Source organism: Oleiagrimonas sp. (assembly GCF_027858935.1).
GTDB lineage: Bacteria > Pseudomonadota > Gammaproteobacteria > Xanthomonadales > Rhodanobacteraceae > Oleiagrimonas.
The window spans coordinates 1-2,165 of the sequence record NZ_JAQIBU010000372.1 but is presented as its reverse complement, the minus strand read 5'-3'; the positions used below and the strand labels follow the sequence as shown (position 1 = coordinate 2,165).

The following is a 2,165-nucleotide window of genomic DNA, read 5'->3' as shown; positions in this document are numbered from 1 at the left end:
TTGGCCGGGTTGTCGGCAATCTTCTGGACCTGCTGGAGCTGGTCGGCCATGCCCTGCTTGAAGGCCGGCTCGAAGTCGCTGTCCTTGATCTGGTCAAACGGTGGTGCCTGGAACGGCAGGTCGCTCTTGCTCAGCAACGGATTTTCGCGCTTCATGGGGGCGCTCGATCCGGCCGGGGCCGGGGTGCTGGAAGGAGCCGTGCCCGCGGTGCTTGCGGACGGGGTGTTCGAGGATGAACAACCGGCCACGGCCACGAGGGCCGTGACCATGCTGGCCAGGGTAAGACGGCGAATGCTGGGCATCACGAAAAGATTCCTTGCAAGTCGTTGGGTGGATCGGCTGGGAACTAGAGCCGGAAGGCCGTCCTGCTCTTTACCCGTGGCCGGCATGGATCGGCAATGCGGGAGCGGTCAGCTGCAATCGTCCAGCAGCGCGGCGACCGCAGCATCAAGCCGCCCGGCAGCATGTTCCGGCGACGGCCCATGATCGAGCACGCCCAGGCAGGGCGCGGGCATCCGTTGGCGCAGGGTCTCGATATTCTCTTGCGCCATCGCCATTTCCGGATCCACGCGGTTGCCGATCCAGCCCAGCAGGCGGCAAGCATCGGATTGGATGGCCCGCGCGCTGAGCAAGGCATGATTGAGGCAGCCCAGGCGCAGACCAACCACCAGGATCACCGGCAGGTCGAGCGCCGCCGGGATCGCCGAAGCCAGCAGGTCGTCGCCCAGCGGCACCATCCAGCCACCGATGCCCTCGACCACGAGGCAGTCACACTCTGCAGCCATCGCTGCATAGGCCTCGCGGATCGGGTCCAGCGCAACGGTCACGCCATCCTCGCGCGCCGCAAGGTGCGGCGAGACCGCGGCACGCATCGCACATGGATTGACCCGTTCGTATGCGGGTCGCGGATGACTGGCCGCCTGCAATGCAATCGCATCGCCATTGCGCAGGCCCTCGGGCGTGGACTCGCAGCCGCTGGCCACCGGCTTCATGCCGCACACGCGCTGGCCTGCGGCGCGCAGGGCGTGAACCAGCGCCACGCTGGCGTGGGTCTTGCCGATCTCGGTGTCGGTCCCGGCGATGAAAACGCCGTGCGTGCTCATGCGTGCGACTCCGTGTCGATGCGGCGCTTGATGCGCCCGACCACCACTCCCTGCAGTCCGAGCAACCCCAGGCAGAACCCGGCCAGCCCACTCAGGTGCGCCGGCAGCGCCCAGGCCACCAGCGCCACCAGAAGGCCGATCAATGCGGAATACGACCAGGCCCCGGCCCACACCACGGCTCCATCACGCACGCGGCCCGCGATCCGACGCATGCTGTGCAGGTACAGCATCACCACCGATCCGGAGAGCAACGCGAAAACCACGCCGTAGGCAATGAAAAGCGCCTTGATGTCGCTGTCGTGCCCGAGCACCCAGCCGCTCGGAAGCCAGCCGCCGCTGAGGGCATGGAATGCGCTCGAGAACAGCATTTCCAGCGGGTAGACGAAGACCAGCACCAGGAACACCAGCAGCATGGACAGCCAGAATGCCGTGACGTCGGCCACACCGTAGTCGCGTCGCCAAGTCAGGTGCGCACGCCAGAAATACACGATCTGCGCAAAGGCTGCAGCGAATGCGGGAACCCCGCGCAAGGCGTTCAGCATGTCGCCCATACTGCGCGGCACGTCGCTGTTGGCCACCACAAGCAACGTGACCGTGAAGGCGAACGCAGCGTCAATGAATGCGTCCACGCGCTGGCCATGGGAAGCGTGTGCATCACCCGTAATCATGTCAATTCCATGGGTTGGCTTGATTGAATCCGGAGCCGTCGCCATTGCATCGACCGCATCCACCACCATGTCACGATCATACGATCCTTGAGGGAATCCGCACAATGTTCCAGGCGCAAACGCTCGACTTCACCAACAAGCCCGCCGCCTACGCCGAACTTGCCACCCAGGCGCGCGGCCTGCTCGAGGGCGAGACGAACCTGGTGGCCAACGCCGCCAATTTCGCCGCGCTGGCCTACCATACGCTGCCGATGGTCAACTGGGCCGGCTTTTATTTCTTCGACGGCACCGAGCTGGTGGTCGGCCCGTTCCAGGGCCAGCCGGCCTGCGTACGCATCGCGCTGGGGCGCGGCGTGTGCGGCAAATCGGCGCAGACGCGGCAGACGCAACTGGT

General features: G+C 65.6%; 2 protein-coding genes and 2 pseudogenes. 1 reads left to right on the top strand and 3 read right to left on the bottom strand.

The window, feature by feature from the left end:
• The 3 genes and pseudogenes from PF446_RS14215 to PF446_RS14205 form a co-directional block, all read right to left on the bottom strand.
• A pseudogene (locus PF446_RS14215) lies at positions 1 to 302 on the bottom strand (dipeptidyl carboxypeptidase II); the annotation flags it as partial.
• A gap of 108 nt (positions 303 to 410) precedes the next feature.
• Positions 411 to 1,103, bottom strand: coding sequence for a dethiobiotin synthase (gene bioD / locus PF446_RS14210; protein WP_298072732.1), 693 nt, complete (start codon positions 1,101 to 1,103; stop codon positions 411 to 413).
• Positions 1,100 to 1,771, bottom strand: coding sequence for a TMEM175 family protein (locus tag PF446_RS14205; protein ID WP_298072731.1), 672 nt, complete (start codon positions 1,769 to 1,771; stop codon positions 1,100 to 1,102). Before PF446_RS14205 ends, bioD begins: the two co-directional genes overlap by 4 nt.
• Positions 1,772 to 1,875: 104 nt before the next feature.
• On the opposite strand from PF446_RS14205, the pseudogene PF446_RS14200 reads away from it, so the two are divergent.
• Positions 1,876 to 2,165: pseudogene (locus PF446_RS14200) on the top strand (GAF domain-containing protein); the annotation flags it as partial.